At 74.1% G+C, this 18,412-nt stretch carries 17 protein-coding genes; 3 read left to right on the top strand and 14 right to left on the bottom strand.

Annotation, left to right across the window (positions count from 1 at the left end):
- Positions 1-57 precede the first annotated feature (57 nt).
- The 7 genes from hisC to BKA00_RS29335 all read right to left on the bottom strand — a co-directional run bounded on the left by hisC (position 58) and on the right by BKA00_RS29335 (position 5,490).
- Entirely contained in the window at positions 58-1,131 is a 1,074-nt protein-coding gene (gene hisC, locus BKA00_RS29365) for a histidinol-phosphate transaminase (protein ID WP_185030466.1), read from the bottom strand.
- A 39-nt stretch (positions 1,132-1,170) separates the two neighbouring features.
- The gene (locus tag BKA00_RS29360) at positions 1,171-1,464 is read right to left on the bottom strand and encodes a DUF6401 family natural product biosynthesis protein (protein ID WP_185030463.1); all 294 of its coding nucleotides are present in this window, start codon (positions 1,462-1,464) and stop codon (positions 1,171-1,173) included.
- A gap of 57 nt (positions 1,465-1,521) precedes the next feature.
- Positions 1,522-2,196: an NUDIX hydrolase gene (locus BKA00_RS29355; protein WP_185030460.1), complete on the bottom strand. Its 675-nt coding sequence runs from the start codon at positions 2,194-2,196 to the stop codon at positions 1,522-1,524.
- Between the two features lie 85 nt (positions 2,197-2,281).
- Positions 2,282-3,628 (bottom strand): SPFH domain-containing protein, encoded by a 1,347-nt coding sequence (locus tag BKA00_RS29350; protein ID WP_185030457.1) that lies wholly within the window; start codon positions 3,626-3,628, stop codon positions 2,282-2,284.
- A gap of 141 nt (positions 3,629-3,769) precedes the next feature.
- Complete coding sequence (locus tag BKA00_RS29345) at positions 3,770-3,952, bottom strand: hypothetical protein (RefSeq protein ID WP_230298589.1); 183 nt, start codon at positions 3,950-3,952, stop codon at positions 3,770-3,772.
- 115 nt (positions 3,953-4,067) lie between these two features.
- Positions 4,068-4,766 (bottom strand): hypothetical protein, encoded by a 699-nt coding sequence (locus BKA00_RS29340; protein WP_185030451.1) that lies wholly within the window; start codon positions 4,764-4,766, stop codon positions 4,068-4,070.
- 52 nt (positions 4,767-4,818) lie between these two features.
- On the bottom strand, positions 4,819-5,490 hold the full coding sequence (locus BKA00_RS29335; protein ID WP_185030448.1) for a lysophospholipid acyltransferase family protein: 672 nt from the start codon (positions 5,488-5,490) through the stop codon (positions 4,819-4,821).
- A 409-nt stretch (positions 5,491-5,899) separates the two neighbouring features.
- Between BKA00_RS29335 and BKA00_RS29330 the strand changes: the two genes are divergently transcribed.
- Positions 5,900-6,250: an STAS domain-containing protein gene (locus BKA00_RS29330; protein WP_185030446.1), complete on the top strand. Its 351-nt coding sequence runs from the start codon at positions 5,900-5,902 to the stop codon at positions 6,248-6,250.
- A 22-nt stretch (positions 6,251-6,272) separates the two neighbouring features.
- Here BKA00_RS29330 and BKA00_RS29325 read toward each other — a convergent pair whose 3' ends face one another.
- The 7 genes from BKA00_RS29325 to BKA00_RS29295 all read right to left on the bottom strand — a co-directional run bounded on the left by BKA00_RS29325 (position 6,273) and on the right by BKA00_RS29295 (position 15,711).
- Complete coding sequence (locus BKA00_RS29325) at positions 6,273-7,100, bottom strand: glutamate ABC transporter substrate-binding protein (protein WP_185030443.1); 828 nt, start codon at positions 7,098-7,100, stop codon at positions 6,273-6,275.
- 30 nt (positions 7,101-7,130) lie between these two features.
- Entirely contained in the window at positions 7,131-8,654 is a 1,524-nt protein-coding gene (locus BKA00_RS29320) for a hypothetical protein (RefSeq protein ID WP_230298590.1), read from the bottom strand.
- Entirely contained in the window at positions 8,651-9,409 is a 759-nt protein-coding gene (locus tag BKA00_RS29315) for an FHA domain-containing protein (protein WP_185030440.1), read from the bottom strand. Before BKA00_RS29315 ends, BKA00_RS29320 begins: the two co-directional genes overlap by 4 nt.
- Before the next feature lie 5 nt (positions 9,410-9,414).
- Positions 9,415-10,737 carry a VWA domain-containing protein gene (locus BKA00_RS29310; RefSeq protein WP_185030433.1) on the bottom strand — a complete coding sequence of 441 codons (1,323 nt, stop codon included), beginning with the start codon at positions 10,735-10,737 and terminating at the stop codon, positions 9,415-9,417.
- Entirely contained in the window at positions 10,734-11,864 is a 1,131-nt protein-coding gene (locus tag BKA00_RS29305; RefSeq protein WP_185030429.1) for a PP2C family protein-serine/threonine phosphatase, read from the bottom strand. Before BKA00_RS29305 ends, BKA00_RS29310 begins: the two co-directional genes overlap by 4 nt.
- A gap of 2 nt (positions 11,865-11,866) precedes the next feature.
- Positions 11,867-13,915 carry a serine/threonine-protein kinase gene (locus BKA00_RS29300; RefSeq protein ID WP_420829722.1) on the bottom strand — a complete coding sequence of 683 codons (2,049 nt, stop codon included), beginning with the start codon at positions 13,913-13,915 and terminating at the stop codon, positions 11,867-11,869.
- 581 nt (positions 13,916-14,496) lie between these two features.
- Complete coding sequence (locus BKA00_RS29295) at positions 14,497-15,711, bottom strand: hypothetical protein (RefSeq protein WP_185030422.1); 1,215 nt, start codon at positions 15,709-15,711, stop codon at positions 14,497-14,499.
- A gap of 343 nt (positions 15,712-16,054) precedes the next feature.
- On the opposite strand from BKA00_RS29295, the gene BKA00_RS29290 reads away from it, so the two are divergent.
- The gene (locus tag BKA00_RS29290; protein WP_230298591.1) at positions 16,055-17,404 is read left to right on the top strand and encodes a CNNM domain-containing protein; all 1,350 of its coding nucleotides are present in this window, start codon (positions 16,055-16,057) and stop codon (positions 17,402-17,404) included.
- Positions 17,392-18,408, top strand: coding sequence for a hemolysin family protein (locus BKA00_RS29285; RefSeq protein WP_185030417.1), 1,017 nt, complete (start codon positions 17,392-17,394; stop codon positions 18,406-18,408). The genes BKA00_RS29290 and BKA00_RS29285 overlap by 13 nt, the downstream gene beginning before the upstream one ends.
- The last annotated feature ends 4 nt before the right edge of the window (positions 18,409-18,412 follow it).

Here is an 18,412-nt window from a genome sequence, read left to right as displayed (position 1 = left end):
ACGCGATCGCAACCGTGAGGTGGCCGCGGGGTCGCGGTGAGGGCGGGGGGAGGCGGGTCAGCGCTTGAAGGTCCTGGCCACGGCCAGGAAGGCGTCGTTCTCCTCGGGGGAGCCGATGGAGACGCGGGCGCCCTCGCCGTCGAAGGGGCGGACGCTCACGCCCTCGGCGTCGCACGCGGCGGAGAACTCCATCGTGCGGTCGCCGAGGCGCAGCCACACGAAGTTGGCCTCGGTGGGCGGGACCGTCCATCCGTCGGCGAGGAGGGCGGCGCGGACGCGGTCGCGCTCCTTCACCGTGCCCTCGACGCGCTCCATCAGCTCGTCGGTGGCGTCCAGGGACGCGATGCCGGCGGCCTGCGCGACGGAGTTCACGCTGAACGGCAGGAACGTCTTGCGGATGGAACCGGCGACGAGCGGGTGCGCGACGAGGTAGCCGATGCGCAGGCCCGCCAGGCCGTAGGCCTTGGAGAACGTGCGCAGGACCGCCAGGTTGGGGCGGTCGCCGAAGAGGGTGAGGCCGTCCGGGACGTCGTCGTCGCGGACGTACTCGCGGTACGCCTCGTCCAGAACGACCAGGCAGTCGGCCGGAACGCGGTCAAGGAGAGCCTCGATCTCCGAGCGGCCGACGGCGGTGCCGGTGGGGTTGTTCGGGTTGCAGACGAAGACCAGCCGCGTGTTCTCGGTGATCGCGTCCGCCATCGCGGGCAGGTCGTGGGTCTCGTTCCGCAGGGGCACCTGGACGCTCGTCGCGCCCGACAGCGACACCAGCAGCGGGTACGCCTCGAACGACCGCCACGCGTACACGACCTCGGCGCCCGGCTCGGCGACCGCCTCCAGCAGCATCTGGGTCATCCCGACGGAGCCGCAGCCCACCGCGACGTGGTCGGCGGAGACGCCGCAGAACGACGCGATCGCCTCGGTCAGCGCGGTCGCGTTGTTGTCCGGGTAGCGGTTGATGTTGCGCGCCGCCTCGCCGATCGCCTCGACGACCGAGGGCAGCGGCCCGTGCGGCGACTCGTTGGACGACAGCTTGAACGAGCGCCCCTCGGGCGACACCACGACCTTGCCGGGCTTGTAAGCCACGAAGCGGTCGAGGACGGAGCGGAAGCGGGGTGTGGGTGCCTCGGACACCGTTGTCCTCCAGATTGCACAGGGGTGATGGGCCCCAGCCTACGCAGCGTTCTTCATCATCCAGCAAACAGCCACGATCCGGACGAACTCCCAGTCCTGGGTGTCCTGCGGCCACCATCCCCGGTTGAACGCGTCCTCCGCGAAACCGTGCAGGTAGCCCATCAGCTCGTCGGCGCCGGGCGGTTCGCCGGGCGCGCCGAGCTCGTCGCGGATGCTGGCCACGTGCTGGTCGACGGCCGCCGCGAGGCCCGGGGAACCGGCCATCTCCGCGACGCCCGCCTCACCGATGTCCCGGACGAGCAGGCCGAGCACTTCGGGCGAGTCACCGTTCATAGGGGGTGAAACTAGCAACGGTCCGGCGCTGCTCGGAACGTCAGCCCAGGTAAAAGCTCATCCGCGCGGCCGCAGCATGGGCGGCCTCAACTGCTCGGCATCGCCCCGGCGGTACAGGCGCGCGGGGCGTCCCCCGTCGCGGGTCGTGGTCCGGTCGGTCGGGATGAGGAAACGGTCGGCGCCGGTCACCTTCCGGTGGAAGTTCCGCGGGTCCAGGGTGGTGCCCCAGACGATCTCGTAGACGCGCCGCAGCTCCGCGACCGTGAACTCGGGCGGGCAGAACGCCGCCGCCAGCGAGGTGTACTCCAGCTTCGCCCGCGCCCGCTCCATCCCGTCGCCCAGGATGCGCCGGTGGTCGAACGCGGCCCGGTCGCGGTGGAGGAGCTCGTCCACGGCCGTCCACAGCACCTGGGCGCGGCTGGAGGCGGGCAGGTCGGGCGCCAGCCCCAGGTAGGCGACGCTCACCACCCGCTGCCGGGGGTCGCGGTCCGGGTACCCGTAGGTGGCGAGCTGCTCCAGGTGGATCCGCACGTCGGCGAGGCCCGCGCGCTCGGCCATCAGGCGGGCCGCGGCGACCGGCAGGTCCTCGTCGAGCTGGATGAAGCCGCCCGGCAGCGACCACGCCCCCTCGTACGGCGGCCGGTCGCGCCGCCACCGCAGGGCGCACAGGCGCTGCTCCCGGACGGTGAGCACGACGAGGTCGACGGAGACGGCGAGCCGGGGCACGGGCATGCAACGAACTTAGCGGGACCGGCCGCCCGCTGAGGCCAGGAAGGCCCGGCGGGGCCGGGCCTTCCGCGCTTCGGGCACTTCGCCGCTAGTCCTCCTTGGGGATCTCTACGGGGACGGTCGCGGCCGGGACCCCGTTGTGGCCGTTGGCTCCCGCGGGGGCGCCCTGGGCGTTCAGCCCGGCGAGCAGCTGGCGGGCGACGCCGAGGCCGGTGCCGCCGAGCGTGAGGGCCTTGGCGAGCATGTCCTCGACGCCCTGGGCGCCGTTCAGCACGACCATGTTGTCGACGTTGCCGAACACGCCCGCGCCCGCCTCGACGATCTGCGGCCACTGCTCGGCGAGCTGCTGGGCGATGACGGCGTCGGTGTTCTCCGCCAGCGCCTCCGCGCGGGCCTTGATCGCCTCGGCCTCGGCCAGGCCCCGGCGCCGGGTCGCGTCCGCCTCGGCCTCACCGATCAGCCGGATGGCCTCGGACTCGCGCTGCGCCTTGAGCTGGACCTCGGTCGCGGCGGCCTGGGCATAGGAGATGCGCTCCTCGCGCTCGGCCTCGGCCAGCTTGACCTGCTCGTAGGCGCGGGCGTCGGCGGGCTTGCGGATCTCGCTCTCCAGGCGCTTCTCGGTGCGCTCGGCCTCCAGCTCGGCGTTGCGGGTCTCCTTGAGGATGACCTCCTGGCGCGCCTGCTGCGCGGCCTGCTGCACCTGGCCCTGGTACTCGGCCTTCTTCATCTCGGTGTCCCGGATGACGGCCGCGTTCTGCCGCTCGGTCTCCTGCTCGCGCTCGGTGGCCTCCTGGTTGCGCTCGGCCTCGGCGATGCGGGCGGCGGCGGCGACCCTGGCGGCGTGCGGGCGGCCGAGGTTGGTGATGTAGCCGGTCTCGTCGTCGATCTCCTGGATCTGCAGGGAGTCGACGACCAGGCCGAGCTTGCTCATCTCGTCGGCGGCCGAGCCGCGGGTCTCGGAGGTGAGGCGCTCGCGGTTGAGGATCAGGTCCTCGACGGTGAGGTTGCCGATGATGGAGCGCAGGTGGCCGGTGAACAGCTCGTGGATCGCGCCGTCCATCGAGTTCTGCTGCTCCAGGAAGCGGCGCGCGGCGTTGGCGATCGACACGAAGTCGTCGCCGACCTTGTAGATGACCACGCCGCGGACCTTGACCGGGATGCCCTGCTGCGTCACGCAGTTGACCTCCAGGTTCGCGGCGCGGCTGTCGAGCCGCAGGCGGCGCGCCGTCTGGAAGCCGGGCAGGACGGACGTGCCCTTGCCAGTGATGATCTTGAAGCCGAGGCTGTCCACGCCGTCGATCGGCTTGGACTTGGCGCCGAGCCCGGAGATGATCAGGGCCTCGTTCGGCTCGGCCACCCGCCACACCATCTTGAACAGCACGATCAGCACGATGATGGCGACGACGACGGCGATCGCCACGGCGAGCACGGGCATACGGCCCCCTCCTCCGGGTCGGGCGGCCGGCCCGAAGTATCAGGCCCGTCCGCGTTTCCCATCAGACGCGGCAGAGGCACGTCCGGTTCGGCCCGCGAACCGGATGTTCACGTCCGCATCAGGCCAGACTCCGCGGGGCGCTCAGTGGGCCAGCGCGGGCGCCACGTACACCGTCCGCGGGGGGTGGTACTCGACCACGACGACGATCGAGCCGACGCCGATCTCGTCGCGCGGGTCGACGGGATGGGCGTAGAACGCCTCCGAGCCCCCGCGGATCGCGATCATGACCTCGCCGACCAGCCCGGGCCCGATCCGGCCGGTCACCCGGCCCTCCTTACCGATCAAGGAAACCCCCTGGCCCGGTCCGCCCGGAGCCGTTCTCCGCGCCGCGTAAGGCGAACGCTATCCGCTGCGCCGCGACGACGGCGAGCCGCGGGACTCAGGACAGGACCCGGTCGGCCTGGGCCAGCGCCTCGCCCGCCAGGCGCTCGGCGTCGGCGCGGGTGGCGCCGGGCCCGAAGACCGTGATCGTGGCGAGGTAGCGGCGGCCCCGGAACACCACGTACCAGGTGCGGGTGCTCGCGCCGCCGCCGGCGGTGGCGACGCCGACGGTGCGCGAGCCCTCACCGATCTCGCCCTTCGGCGCCTCGGCCACCTTGTGCGCGGCCCAGGTGGAGCCCACCCTGGTGCGGAACTTCAGGCAGCCGGGAGGGACGCGGGCGTTGACCTGCTTCTCGGCGTCGGCGGCGGGCATGCTCATGAGGGTCTCGGTCGCGGTCAGGCCGTGGGCGCCGGTGAACGAGACGAGCGCGGCGGGAACGTCGCCGGCCACGTCGCCGCCCGGACGGGCCTTCCCGCAGGAGGGCTTGTCCAGGACGGCCTCCCGCTGGAGCCTGGAGGCGTTCTGGATGGCCTTCAGCGAGCCGTACTCGCCCCAGTCGGGCTCGCCCGCGCGCCGGTAGCCGGACGGCTGCTGGAGCAGCGCCTGCGCGAGCTGGGCGGAGGTGTGGCCGATGCCCGCCACCTCGGCGCGGGCGGTGCCGCGCACCTGGCCGACGCGCTCGGCGTCGCCGCCGCACGCGGTGGCCGCGACGGCCGTCGACAGCAGCAGCGTGACCGGGAGGAGCCTGTGCGCCATGCCGGCGACACTACGGCGCGAAAGGGGCGCACCGCCCCCGGCGACACGCGGGTCAGCCCTTTTCGGCCCGCTCGTTGTACTCCGCGGCGTACTCCTGGCCGGACATCTTCTGGATCGTCTCGACGATCTCGTCGGTGATGGCGCGGCGGGCCTTGGCGGGCGGCAGGTCCCTGTAGTGCGAGAAGTCCATCGGCGGGCCGATCCGCACGGTGGGGCGCGGGCCGAACACGCGCGGGAGCCCCGCGCCGATCGGCTGGATCTTCTCGGTGCCCTCCAGCGCGACCGGCAGGACGCGGGCGCCGGACTCCAGGGCGAGCCAGCCGATGCCCGTCCGGCCGCGGTAGAGGCGGCCGTCCGGGGAGCGGGTGCCCTCGGGGTAGATCGCGAACGCGCCGGCGTTCTCGAGCACCTCGGCGGCCTGCTCCAGGGCGCCCATGGCGGCCCGCCGGGCGCCGCGCCGCACCGGGACGTGGCCGAGGTTGGTGAGGAACCAGCGGACGAAGCGGTTCTTGAGCCCGCCGCCCTCGAAGTAGGCCGCCTTGGCGATGTAGGTGACCGGGCGCGGTACCGCCAGCGGGATGATGAAGCTGTCGATGAACGACAGGTGGTTGCTCGCCACGATGAGCGGCCCGTAGCTCGGCACGTTCTCGCCGCCCACGACCCGCGGACGGAAAAGCAGCCAGAGGATCGGACGCACCACGCGCGTCATGAACGTGTAGAACACCCAGCCTCCCGAATTTCGCCACCGCCACTGTAACCTCTGCACGGATCCGGGCCCCGGTCAGCATCCTCCTTTCCCGCCCCAGAGACGGCCATGAATGGTCCAAGGCCTGGTCAAACCCAGGGTGGACGGGATTCGCGGCCATTTCTTACCGCCAAGTAAGTTTCTCTTCGGTAAGTTATTACCCCGTTTACCGGATCTCCCGGGAGGCACCCGGAGGCCCCGGGCGCATCGTCAGGTACAGTCGGGACCGGGGACCAGACGGGCGTCCGGGCCCCCGTTACGGTCCGGGGTGACGGGCGTGCGACCTGGTCCTTTTCCCGGGAACTGCTTGGAACGCGGGCACGGGTGCGCAATCCTGAGGAGTCACCTGAGATGGCCGGGTACCACCGGAGTGGGGCGTGAGGTGACGATGGACTTCGACATCAGCCTGATGCGGGACGACCGCTGCACGCTCGTCCGCGTGAAGGGCGACATCGACGTGGTGTCCCGCGCGCGCTTCGAGGAGGCGCTCTTCGAGGTCGTCGAGTCGGGCGAGCCGATGGTCGTCGACATGCGCGAGGTCACGTTCTGCGACTCCACCGGCCTGAACGCCATCGTCGCCGCGAACCGCCGCGCCGGCGAGCGCGGCACGCACCTCGCGCTGGTGGCGCTGCCGCCGCGCGTCCAGCGGGTCTTCCGCATCACCGGGATCGACAAGTTCATCCCGATCCACGAGACGCTGCGGGAGGCCATCGTCGCCTTCCCCTCCACCACCCCGTAGGCCGGGCGCTCGGCCCGGCGGGTCAGGTACAGCCCTCGAACTGCGGCACGCTGGTCGTCAGCTTGAGCCCCGACTGGCCGAACCACTTGTTCAGCAGCCGCTGGGCGGTGCCGTCCTGGTACATGTCGGTGATCGCCCGGTTGACCTCCTCGCAGCCCCTGAGGTCGCCCTTCTTCAGCCCGACGCCGTACTTCTCGTCGGTGAACGGGGCGTTGATCATCCGGCCGGGGCGGCCGGAGGCGAACCCGGCCAGGATCAGGTCGTCGGTCGACACCGCGTCGAGCCGCCCCCCGGCGAGCGCGTCCATGCAGGCGCCGTAGGTGTCCACGGTGACCGGCCGCGCGGCCACCTTGCGCTCCTCGATCACGCGGCGCCAGGAGTTCGACCCCTTCACCTCGCAGATCCGCTTGCCCTTGAGGTCGCGCACGTCCCTGATCGCGGCGGCGTCGGCGCGGACGAAGGTGTCCTGGTGGGCGACGTAGTACGGCCCGCCGAAGGTGACCTTCGTCTTGCGCTTCGCCGTGATCGAGTACGTCGCGACGATCATGTCGACGTCGCCCTTGGCGAGCGCGTCCTCGCGCACGGAGGAGTTCGTCGTCCTGAACGTCAGGCGGCTCTTCGGGACGCCCAGCCTCCCCGCGACGTAGGTCGCGACGTCGACGTCGAAGCCCTCGTACGTGCCGTCCGGGCGCTTCACGCCGAGGGCGGGCTGGTCCTCCTTCACGCCGATGACGAGGGAGCCCTTGTCCACGATGGACTGCTCCTTCTCGGCGCCGAGGCCGCAGGCCGGCAGCAGCGCCGCGGCGGCGATGACGGCCCCCGGGGCGGCGATGGCACGGGTCGCGCGCATGGCGTGCTCTCCTTGATCAGGCGGACTCGGTCAGCGGAACTCGGCCAGCCGGGGGCGGACCCCCGCGATGATCAGTGCGGCGATGACGACCGCGGCCGCCGGCGGCACCGCGTTCCAGCCGCGCAGGCCGCCGTCGGCGTCCCGGATCGCCTTGTCGAAGGCGTCCTGGTGCACGGCGGTCAGCGAGCTCAGCGCCGCGTCGTAGGCGTCGAAGTCGCGGATCGCGTTGGACGTGCGGCCCATCCGCAGGTCGACCGCGCCCGCCCGGTTCCCCCCCGACGCGAGCTGCCGCATCCGCGCGTCGTTGCGCTGGACCGTCCGGTACGCGGCGAGCGTCCTCACCAGCGCGTCGCCCTCGCGGCCCTTGTCCACCGTCCGCGCCTCGTCCCCGAAGAAGCCGAGGAACGGCGAGGCCTGGCCGGGCCGGTACGCGCCGGCCTTCTCCTCCAGGCCCGCGTAGTAGTTCTCCAGGTTCACCGGCCTGTCGCCGAGGTCGGGGTAGATCACCGACAGCGACTTGTCGAGGTAGGTCTGCTCGTAGGTGTCGGCGCGGCCCGGGTCGAGGAGGTAGCGGCTCTCGTCCCCGAACGCGCTGTGGCTGATCGCGCGGGCCCGCGACAGCTGCAGGATCGAGTCGAAGCCGTCCTCCTTGGCGGTCCTGATGTGCCCCGCGTGGGCGGTGAGCAGGCCCGCCCCGACCGCGGTGAGGACGACGGTGCCGAGCGTCGCCAGCACCAGCGCCGGGTTCAGCACCCGGCGGAACGTCCGCACCAGGTACAGCTGCGTCGCGACCAGGAGCAGCAGCGCGACCAGGCCGGTGAGGGCGACCCAGGTGCGCCCGGTCAGCACCGCCGACCGCTTCGTCTCGTACGACTGGCGGACGTTCGCGCCGGTGTCGAGCGTGATGTTGTACGCCTTCGGCAGCAGTTGCAGCTTCATCAGGTCGGTGGCCTGCCGGTAGGCGTCCAGGACCTGCGCCGGCGTCTCGCCGGGCGCGTGGTTCGACTGCGCGTCGAGCTGCATGGCCTGGCCGACGAGCCGCTCGTACTTGCCGAGGCCGTCCAGCACCTCCTGGACGGTCCGCCGCAGCGCCGGGTCGCGCCCGGCGAGCTGCGCGGCCTGCACCGCCGCCGCGTCGGCCTCCCCGCGGCGCTTCTCGTACACCCGCAGGGTCTCGTCGTAGCCGATGCCGAGGCCGTGCTCGCGGCCGATGAGCAGGATGCTGGAGACCTGCGCGTCCATGTCGCTGAGCGCGAAGTACAGGGTGCCGGTCGCGACGACCTGGGGGCCGGCGTCGTGCCCGATCGTCTCGACGGAGTCGCGCGCGTTGCCGACGGCCACGGTGAGGACGGCCAGCAGCGCCACGAGCGCGGCCACGCAGAGCACGACGTGCGCCCGGATGCGGCCCGGGATCGTCTTGAGCCAGCGTCCGCGCACGAACGTCCTCAGGCGGCCGCCCCGGCGCGCCTCGGCCGGCGTCGTGTCCGGGGGCTGCGCGGGCGGTGCGGGCGGACGCGGTGCGGGAGCCGCCGGCGGTGCCGGACTCATCGTCATGACGTGCCCTCCTGAAGGGACAGCGTGATGGTCGTCCAGGCGCCCACGTGGATGCGGTCGCCGTCACCGACCGGAACGGGCACGTTCACCGGGATCGGCTCCGTTCCGCCGTTCACCGTGGTGCCGTTGGTCGAACCGGGGTCGATCAGGTGCCAGGCGCCGTCCGGCCGTGCGAGCAGGACGGCGTGCAGATGCGAGACGCCCGGGTCCTCGGGCGGCGCGCCGAGGTCGATCTCGGGCAGCAGCGCGCGGGAGGCGCTGCGCCGCCCGATCCGGACCTGGGGGCCGGTCAGCGGGACGCGGCGCTCGGGGCAGTACGGCGGGAACGCGAGCCCCCCGCCGTCCGGCCCCATCTCCGCGACCACCGAGTCGAAGTAGGCGCGGTCGGCCATGACCAGCGCGTGCGGGCCGGGCGCCGGGACCGGCGCCGGGTGCGGGGCGACCGGCGCGCTGCCCTCCCGCTGCTGCGGCACCAGCGGCACCGCGTGCGCCGTGCCCGCCGGGGTGAACTCGACGGTGTAGACGGTGCCCGTCTCGAAGTCGTACCCGTCCTCCTCGCAGAAGCGGCCGGAACGCGGCGTCCCGCAGTGCGGGCAGGCCGGCTCCTCCGCGGGCTCGGCGGCCGGGGCGGGCCCCGGCGCGGGCTCGGGCTCGGGCTCGGCGAACTCGGCGCGCCGCGCGCCGTCCATGAGGTCACCGCACACGTCGCAGTAGTCGGTGGACTGCGACGTGTGCCCGCTCGGGCAGACAGGCATGGGCCTCAGCCCCCTGCCTCGTCGCCGTGCCGGGTCCGCACGGTCCGGACGGAGCGGGTGTCGAGCGACATCTCGTCCGCCTTCGCCACGTCCCGTTTCAGCCGCACGGTGCCGCGCGCCGGGTCGACGACGTCGACGACCTTGTCGAGCAGGCCGGAGATCTGCTGGTTGCCGACCTCGCGCGCCAGCACCACGGCGCGTCCGAGCCGGGCGGTCGCGGTGTCCTCGTCGCCCTCCCGCCGCGCCTCCAGCCCCTGCTGGATCGCCTCGGCGAGCTCGGACTGGCCGGTGTGGTGCGCGACGCGGCCGTTGATGCGCGTCGACCTGGCCTCGTCGTCGGTCCACTCGGCGATGACGTTGCCGGACGCGAGTACCTGGTCGCCCGCCACGAGCTTCACCCACGCGGCCCGCATCTGCCGCCCCACGTCGCCGGGCTGCACCTCCACGCACAGGTGGTACTCGCGGTTCTCCTCGCCCCACGCGCCGAGCGGGTAGTCGCCGGTCTGCGCGCCCGACTCGCTCCGGCGGCCGGTGAGGTCCTCCACGGCGGGGACCATCTGCTTGATGAACCGCAGCCGCGCCTGCTGCGGCGTCCAGACGCGCAGCGCCACGTCGGCGACCTGCTTGCCCATCGCGGCCCGCGTCATCGCCAGGAAGTCGGCCTCCAGATCGGCCGGGTCGGGGACGTCCAGGAACCCGCCCAGCAGCGCCGAGGTGATCTTGCGGAGCTCGGCGACGTCCCAGTCGGTGCCGACGCCCCGCGCGTCGCACAGGAAGCGGCCGGCGCACAGGCGCAGCGCCGCGTCCAGCTCCTCGTCGGACTCGTGCTGGTTCTTGCCGTCGGTGAGCAGGATGGCGTGCTTGACGGCGCCCTCCGCGACGGCGTCGTGCCCGGTGAACAGCCGGTCGGCGAGCCGCAGCCAGGACCCGATCGCCGTCCCGCCGGCCGCCTCCAGCCGCCCCACCGCGTCCACCGCGCCGCGCCGGGACGCCGCGTCCGCCCGGACGAGCCGCTCCCCCTGCGGGTAGACCATCCGCGGCCGGTTCGCGCCGGCGACCACCGCGAAGTGCACGCCGTCGCGCAGCACGTTCACCGCCGCCCGCGCCGCCCGCTTGGCCGCCGCCATCTTGCCCCGGTACGACATCGACCCCGAGGTGTCGATCATGATGATCTCCGCGGCGGGGGCGCGGCCGGCGGCCGCCGCCACCGGGCCCGGACCGCCGGACGAGCGCGCCTCCACCGAGACGATCGCGTGCATCTCCCGTCCCCCGGCCGGGAGGTAGGGGTTCTGGTCCACCCGCACGGTGAACTCCGGAAAGTCGCTCATCTGCCCCGCTCCCTGCTCGGTCCTGGCGGCGGGTAGCGAAGGACCGCCACCGTCACGTTGTCGTGCCCGCCCGCGTCCAGCGCCGCCCGCAGCAGCCGGCGCGCCGCGTCCAGCGGGCCCTCCCGGCCGGTGAGGGCCACGGCCGCGAGGTCGGACGGCTCCGGCAGGTCGTTCCACAGCCCGTCGCTGCACAGCACCACCAGCCCCGGGCCCGTCGGCCGGAACGCCGCCACGTGCGGGTCGAGCGGGCCCGCGTCGGCCCCCAGCCAGGCGGTCAGCACGTGCGCCCGCCGGTCGGCCCACGCGTCCTCGGCGCTCATCGCGCCCTGCTCGATCATGGACGAGGCCCACGAGTCGTCCGTGGTGAGCCGGCACGAGCCCGCCGGCGACAGCCAGTAGGCGCGGCTGTCGCCGACCCATCCGACGGTGATGCCCGCCGCGTCCACGACGGCCGACACGAACGTGCACGCGGGCGAGGAGTCGGGATCGCCGGGCAGCCCCGCCACGACCTCGCCCGCCCGCGCCGCCGCGTCGCGCATCGCGCCCCGCGGGTCCGCGCCGGCCGTGACGCGGGCCGTCAGGACGTCCAGCGCCGCCTCGGCGGCCAGCCGCGACGCCTCCTCCGACCCGGGCGCCGTCGCGACCCCGTCGCAGACCACCGCGCACACGCCCGCGGGGAGCGCCGCCAGCGCGAACGCGTCCTCGTTGCGGCTGCGCCGCAGCCCGAGGTCGCTCACCGCCGCCCCGAACCGCCCGGCCTCGGCCTCGACGTGCTCCCGCCCGCTCGGCTGCCGCAGCCCGCACTGCTCGCAGTACCCGTCGGCCCCGACCGCCCCGCCGCCGCAGTCCACGCAAGGCCCCCCGGCCGCGCCGCCCTCGCCTGGAGGCGGCGTCGGACCGGACGCCCGCTCCGGAGAGCGGGCCTGCCGGGGCACGGGATCTGGCGCCTGCAGGGCGCCGCCTGGCGCAGGGCGCCGCGAGGCGTGCGGAAGGGCGGTGCCGAGCGGCGGCGTCTTGGGTGTGGTGGGGTCGGGGCGTCCGCACTCCTCGCAGAAGCGGTCGCGTTCGTTGACGGGCTCGCCGCAGGTACGGCAGAGCGCGACGGGGGTGTGCTGGTCCGCGTTCATGGTCAGAAGAGCGTCCTCGGGCGGACGGCGTTGGCCCGTTTGACCATCGCGTGGCGCTGCTCCGCCCCGTCGGCGAGCTTGGCGAGCACGCGGTAGACCTCCTCCAGCTTCCTGCGGAGGGCCTGCTCGTCCAGGTCGGTGCCGAGGATCTGCTGCCGCACGCCGGGCGGTGCCGAGCCGCGGTCGGCGCGCACCCAGGTCAGCGCCGCCTCCAGCACCTCGGCGGCGAACGCGGCCGACCGCTCGGTGTCCAGGCGCAGCGACGACAGCCGCCGTCCCGCCTCGATGAGCACGGGCGCGGTCAGCTCGGCGGGGCCGCGCCCCCGGACGACGGTGGCGACCGCGGCGAGCTGCGCGGCGAGGTAGTGGCTGGAGATGCGCGGGACCGAGTCGAGGACGCGTTCGGCGGACGCGCGGTCGCCCGCCGCGAGCCGGGTGCGGGCCAGCCCGAACGCGGCGCTGACGTGGGTGGGGTCGGTGCGCCAGACCGTCTCGTAGTAGTAGCCGGCGGCGGCCGTCTCGCCCAGGGTCTCGTGGCAGAACGCCAGCGCCAGCTTGGGCGCCTGCTCGCCCGGCGCGAGGTCGTACAGGTCGTTGAACACCGCGACGGCCTCGGTGCCGCGCCCGCCGGCCAGGGCGCGCACGCCCCGGTACCAGTCGACGCGCCAGTCGTCGGGGGCCTCTGCCGCGATGTCCTCCAGGAGGTGCGCGGCGCCGTCGAGGTCGCCCAGCTCGATGCGGACGCGCACCAGCGCGAGCCGCACCTCGCGGGACGCGGCCGGCGCGGAGGCCAGCGCCGCGGCCAGGTCGGCGGGGTCGCGGGCGGTGAGCCCGGCGAGGAACGCCGCGGCCGGGTCGGAGGCGTACACCAGCGGGACGGGCAGCGCCGCCGCGGCGGCGGCCGGCTCCACCGGCGCCAGGACCGGCGGCGCGCCGCCGTCGCCCGCGTCCCCGTCCAGGGCGCCGACGATCTCGGTCCCGGCCGTCTGCTGCTCGGGCCCGAACAGCGGCGACGGCGCGGGGCGCGGGCGCCCGTCCTCGGCCGACAGGACCTCCCGCAGCACGCCGGTGAGCTGCTCGGCCATCTCGGCGGCGCTCTGGAAACGGCGGGCCGGGTCGGGGTGCGTGGCGCGGCGCAGCAGCCGGTGGTAGGACTCGTGCCGCTGGAAGAGCGGCACCTCCTCGCGCGGCGGCAGGCTGCGCAGGTGCCGCCCGGTGTAGCCGCGGAACGGGAAGCTCAGCACGGCCAGCGTCCGGCCGACGGTGTAGAGGTCGGAGCTGACCGAGGGCCCCTGCGAGCTGATCTCGGGGGCCTGGTAGCCGGGGGTGCCGAAGATCGGGCTGTCCGGGTCGAAGGCCCGCCGGACGCCGCCGAGGTCGATCAGCTTGAGCTGCTCCTCGGACTGGATGGCGTTGTCGGGCTTGAAGTCGCAGTACAGCAGCCCCACGCCGTGCAGGTAGCCGAGGGCGCTCAGCACCTCCAGGCCGTAGGCGATGACCTGGCCGAGCGGCAGCGCCGCGTGGTCGCCCTGCGCCTGGCGGGTGCTGAGGAGGATGTCCTTCAGCGAGCGGCCCCCGACGTACTCCATCACGATGTAGCCGGACTCGCCGTGCCGCACGAAGTTGTAGATCTTGACGATGTTGGGGTGCTCGACCTCGGCGAGGAACGCGCGCTCGGCGGTGGCGGCGGCCAGCGAGTCGGCGTCGCCGGTGTCGAGCAGGCCCTTGAGGACGACCCACCGCTCGCTGACGTTGTGGTCGCGCGCCAGGTACACCCAGCCGAGCCCGCCGTGCGCGAGGCAGCCGAGCACCTCGTACTGCCCGCCGATCATCTCGCCGGGACGCAGCTTCGGGGTGAAGGAGAACGGGTGCCCGCAGTTGCGGCAGAAGCCCTCGGTCCGTCCCGGGCGCCCGCCCCGGCTGCGCCCGACCTTCTCGTCGCACTTGCTGCAGAAGCGCCGGTTCTCCGGCACCTCCGGGTTCTCCATGATCGCCGAGGCGGGGTCGCGGGCCGGCACCGGCGGCACCTCGACGAGCCCCGCGCCGAGCATGCCGCGCCTGGCCGAGCCGCTGGAGCCCGTCCCCCGGGTGCCGCCGCGCGAGGCCGTCCGCCCGGACCCGACGCTGCCCGACCCGCCCGTCGGCGCGCTTCCGTACGACGCCCCCTGCCCGCCGCGCCCGCTCTGGCCGGACGAGCCGGGCGGCATGCCCGCGGGCGGCGCGGGCGTCGCCGGGGTCGTCACCGGCGGCGGGCCCGGGGCGGCCGGAGCCGAGCCCGGGGGCCGCCCGTAGGCGCCCGGGTAGCCGGGCATCGGGGGCAGCGCGGCCGGACGCACGGGCGACGCCGTCCGCGCGGGCTGCGCCGGACCGCCGGGCGACGGGCCGATGGGCGCCGGACCGGTGTGCGCCGGGTTGAACGCCGCGGCAGGACGAGAGATCGACTGAGGCGCCGACTGGGGCGCGGACTGCGGTGCCGGGTGCGGCGCGGCTTGGGGTGCGGAGGGCGCCTGCTGGGGCGCCCGCTGCGGTGCCGAGCTCGCCGGGGGCGGCGCGGCGGCGGGAGCCATGCCGCAGACGTCGCAGAATCCGTCCGCCTCCACCTCGCCCGTGCAGCCGGGCTGGGTGCATCGGTTCATCGCCGGGTCCCCGTCTCGCTCTCGCACGCCCTGATCGCTCGCTGGTACTCCGCCAGTACCGCGGTCGCCCTGCGCAGGTCGCAGGGCGCCGTCCACAGCACCTCGCGCGCCTCCCCGTACAGCACGGTGAGCCGCTCGTCCTCGGCGAGGCCGAGTCGCGCGGCCTTCGCCCGGTACGCCTCCAGGCGCCCCCGCAACTCGCCCCGCCGGTCGAGCAGCCCCGCACTGAGACGCAGGTCACCGCGCGCCCGTTCCAGCGCCTCCTCGGCGGCGTGCTCCAGTTCGGCGAAGCGCCCCGCCATCTCCACCCAGCGCCCGGCCTCGCGCAGCCGTTCGAGGGCGGCGAGCCGGTCCCGCAGCGCGGAGCCGAGGTCCCGCGCGGGCTCCGGCAGGTTCGGGGAGTGGATCTTGTCGAGGGCGGTCGCGTGGGCCTCCCCGGCCCGCCGCTGCGTCTCCTCGACCTCCTCGACGCGGGCCGCGACCCGCGCCACGAGCTCCGCGTAGTCCTCCCGCATCCTGGCGACGCCGGCGAGCTCGTCGCCGAGCGAGGTCAGTATGGCGCAGACGCGGTCCAGCCGGGCGGTGTCGGCGCGGCCGTCCCTGACCAGCGACAGCGGGTCGGTGCGGACGAGCCGGCCGAGCGCGGTCAGCTCGCGGCCGACCCGGTCCAGCTCCGGATGCCGGGTGCCGTCCAGCGAGTGCGCCAGCCGGGCCGTCCTGCGCCAGCTCTCCTCGGCGTCCTCCAGCGGCTGCAGCAGCGCCGACCAGGCGGCGTCGGCGGCGGCGATCTCGCCCGCGACGAACTCGTAGGCGTCCGACATCATCGCGACGGCCTCGTCCAGCGTGATGCGGCGCTCCTGCGGGCCGAGCAGCGTCCGGTGCTCCAGCGGGATCTCCCCGTCGGGCGGCTCGACCGACTGGCCCGCGAGCAGGCCGGACAGCTCCGTCAGCGTGGCCGGGTCCGGCCGGGGCGACCGTTCGCGCAGCTCGCCCGCCGCGTCCAGGACCCGCTGGTAGGCGTCGAACAGCCGCCACAGCGTCGCCAGCCGGGCCTGCGCCTCCTCCCAGCGCCGCCACGTCTCGCCGGTGAGCCGGGCGCCCTTGAGCAGGCGGCCGCCGTCGTGGCGCTCCAGTTCGAGGAGGTTGGAGGCGATGCGGTCGCGCTCGTCCCGCAGCGTGCGCAGGGCATGGTCGACGCCTTCACGGCTCATGGGCGCGGCGGCCCCTGCCCCGCTCTGGTCCAACGTCTGCCCCGCGATCGTCTTCTCCGGTCCCCCCTGAGCATGCCCGCAGAGCCGGTCTGGGAGCACGGACCGGTCCAGTATCGGACGTACGCTCTCATACAAGTGTGATCCGTGACACTAACCGAGACAAGGTGCTTTCCGTCTCGTCAGGTCCGCGTCGCGAGACCGCCGCTCTCCGCCGATCCTCACGTGCCCGTACCCTGTGCAGGGGGAACCTCGTTGTTCCTGGTGACGTTACGACAGATACGTCATTTAACGAGAGGAGTGGTGAGTCCGCGGTGTCGGACCCCAGTCATAGACCCGGTGCCCCGTGCTGACCGCGGCACTCGGAGTTCTCGCGGTGATCGTCCTCACCGCCGCCACCGGATACTTCGTCGCCCAGGAGTTCGCCTACGTCGCCGCCGACCGCGCGACCCTGGAGCAGGCCGCCGAACGCGGCGACACCTCCGCCCGCAGGGCCCTCAAGGTCATCGGCCGGGTCTCGTTCATGCTGTCGGGCGCGCAGCTCGGCATCACGATGACGACCCTGGTCGTCGGCTTCATCGCCAAACCCGCGCTCGCCGAGCTGATCGAGCCGCTCCTGGGCCTGGTGGGCGTTCCCGAAGGGGCCACGGGCGCGATCGCCCTCGCCACCGGCTTCGTCCTGGCGACGCTCGTCCAGATGCTCCTCGGCGAGCTGTTCCCGAAGAACCTCGCCCTGGCCCGCGCCGAGCAGCTGGCCCGCGTGCTGGCCGCCTCCACGCTCGTCTACCTGACGATCGCGGGGCCGCTGATCCGGCTGTTCGACCGCGCGGCGGAGCGGCTGCTGCGCGCCGTGGGCGTCGAGCCCGTCGAGGAGCTGCACAGCGGCGCGACGCTGGAGGAGCTCGGCGACATCATCGGCAAGTCGCACAGCGCCGGGCACCTGCCCGCCGACCTGTCCGGCCTGCTCGACCGCGCCCTGTCGTTCGGCGACCTCACGGCCGACGAGGTCATGGTGCCGCGCCCGCACGTCCGCGCGCTGCCGGCGACCGCGCCCCTCGCCGACCTGGTCGCGCTGATCCGCGAGACCGGGCACAGCGCGTACCCCGTCTACGGGCAGGAGGTCGACGACGTGGTCGGCGTCGCGGGCGTCCGCGAGGTCGCCGACGACGCGCTCGACCCGTCCACCCCGGTCGGGTCCGTCGCCCGGCCCGCGCTGCTGGTGCCCGGCAGCCAGCCGCTGTACGGCGTCATCGAGCACATGCGCGACTCCGGCGAGGAGTTCGCCTGCGTCGTGGACGAGTACGGCGGGCTCGCCGGCATCCTCACCTTCGAGGACGTCGCCGAGGAGCTCGTCGGGGAGATCGCCGACGAGACCGACGGCCCCGAGGACGCCCCGACGTCCGGGCCGGACGGGTCCTGGCTGGTCGACGCCGGCATGCGCATCGACGAGGTCGGCCGCCTCACCGGCCTCGACCTGCCCGAGGGCGACGCCTACGACACCCTCGGCGGCCTGGTCATGGCGGAGCTGCGCCGGCTGCCGAGCCCCGGCGACCGCCTCACCGTCGGACTCGACGGAGGCGCCGTCGAACTGGAGGTCGTGAGCGTGGCCCGCCGGGTCGCCGAGAAGATCCTGATCCGCGCGGCCCGCCCCGCGGACGTCCCGTCCGGCGACGAGGAGGTCGCGTGGACCCGCTGACCTCGCTGCTGGTCACCGCCGCGCTGCTGCTCGGCAACGGCTTCTTCGTGGCCGCCGAGTTCGCGCTCGTCGCGGCCAACCGCCCGCAGCTCGAACGCGCCGCCGCCAAGGGCAGCCGGCCCGCCGTCGCCGCCCTCGCGGGCGTCCGCGAGCTGTCGCTGATGCTCGCCGGCGCGCAGTTCGGCATCACGATGTGCTCGCTCGGCCTCGCCATCGTCACCGAGCCCGCGTTCGAGCACTTCCTCGAACCGCCGCTGCACGCGCTCGGCGTCCCCGAGGCCGGCTCCAAGGCCGTCGCGCTCGGCTGCGCGCTCGCCGTCGTGACGTTCCTGCACATGGTCGTCGGCGAGATGGCCCCGAAGTCGTGGGCGATCGCGCACCCGGAGCGGTCGGCGATGATCCTCGCCCTGCCGTTCCGCGCGTTCGCGAAGGTGTCCCGCCCGATCCTGTCGGCGCTGAACGCGGTGACCAACGCGCTGCTGCGGCTCATCCGCGTCACGCCGAAGGACGAGCTGGACAGCCACACCGACCCGGCGCGGCTCAGCCACCTGGTCGGCGAGTCCCGCCGCCTCGGCCTCATCGGCCGCCGCGACCACGAGCTGCTACACCGGGCGATCTCCGCGCGGGAGGCCACGGTCGGGCACCTGGTCGTTCCCGCCACGTCCGTCACGACGATCGACGCTGACGCGACCGCCGCGCAGATCCGCCGGACCGCCACGGCCAGCGGCCACAGCCGGCTGCTGGTCCGCGACCTCAACGGCGCGATGACGGGGATCGTCCACGTCCGGGCCGCCATCATCGAGCCGGGCGACGAGCGCCGCGCGGGCGAGCTGGCGCACCCCGCCCCCGTCCTCACGGCGGGGACGACCGTCCTGGACGCGGTCAGCCGCATGCGCCGCGGCCGCGCCCAGCTCGCCGTGGTCAACGACGACCGCGACGAGTTCGCCGGAATCGTCACCCTGGACGACCTCCTGGCGGAGCTTCTGGCCACCAACCCGCACTGACACA

The organism is Actinomadura coerulea, assembly GCF_014208105.1.
Taxonomy (GTDB): Bacteria; Actinomycetota; Actinomycetes; order Streptosporangiales; family Streptosporangiaceae; genus Spirillospora; species Spirillospora coerulea.
Note: the sequence above shows the minus strand (reverse complement) of the source record. Positions and strands in the feature narration are given on the sequence as shown.